The sequence below is a fragment of the Streptomyces naganishii JCM 4654 genome, from assembly GCF_014650575.1.
Classification (GTDB): domain Bacteria; phylum Actinomycetota; class Actinomycetes; order Streptomycetales; family Streptomycetaceae; genus Streptomyces; species Streptomyces naganishii.
In genome coordinates this window covers 1-876 of sequence record NZ_BMVF01000065.1, presented here as the reverse complement: position 1 = coordinate 876, position 876 = coordinate 1, and the positions used below count along the sequence as shown (strand labels likewise).

Annotated in this window: 1 protein-coding gene; it reads right to left on the bottom strand. The window is 72.0% G+C overall.

Annotation, left to right across the window (positions count from 1 at the left end):
- The coding region (locus tag IE217_RS34365; RefSeq protein WP_373298197.1) for a polyketide synthase dehydratase domain-containing protein at window positions 1-698 on the bottom strand (698 nt) is incomplete at its 3' end.
- Between the last annotated feature and the right edge of the window lie 178 nt (window positions 699-876).

Below are 876 nucleotides of genomic sequence, written 5' to 3'. Positions count from 1 at the left end.
GACAACCACGCCTGCACCACACCCAGAACACGACCCACCGCACCACGCACGGCCTCAGCCAACGATGACGGCGAAGACGAGGTCGGCGAAGCCGCCGGCACACACTCCACCACCACAGTCGACGGCACCGACGCGCCACCGTCCAAGGCCAGGCCCAGGTCGTTCAGATCCTCGACACCACGCACCACCGGCCACGGCCCACCGGCCGACTCCCGATCCGCCTCGGGCACTGGTACGGCGGTCCACTCGACGCGGAACAGCGAGTCGTGACGCTCACCCGCCCCCGCACGCACCTGCTCCACCGAAGCGGCCCGCAACGCCACCGAGTCCACCGACGCCACCGGCCGGCCCGAACCATCGGCCACCAGCAACGACACCGCGTCCGAGCCCAGCTCACCCAACCGCACCCGCAGCGACGACGCACCCGCCGCGAACAACGACACACCACTCCAGGCAAAGGGCAGGAGAGGGCCGGATTCGGAGTCCTCGCGGGGCTTCACGCCCAGCGCGTGGAGCGCGGAGTCGAGAAGCGCGGGGTGGAGTCCGAAGGTGGCCGCCGCGTCCTGGGCCTGCTCGGGCAGGACCACCTCGGCGAACAACTCGCTCCCGCGCCGCCACACCCCACGCAGCCCACGGAACACCGGCCCATACGCCAGACCCGACTCCGCAAGCTCCGCATACAAGCCCTCGACACCCACAGCCACCGCGCCCTCCGGCGGCCACACACCCAACTCCCCCACCGAGGCCGGAACCGCAGCCGCCACCGGCGCCAGGACACCCGTGGCATGCCGCACCCACGGCTCACCACCCACCGCATCACGCCGCCGCGAGAACACCCCGAACGACCGCCGGCCACCCCCATCAGCGGCCTCCACC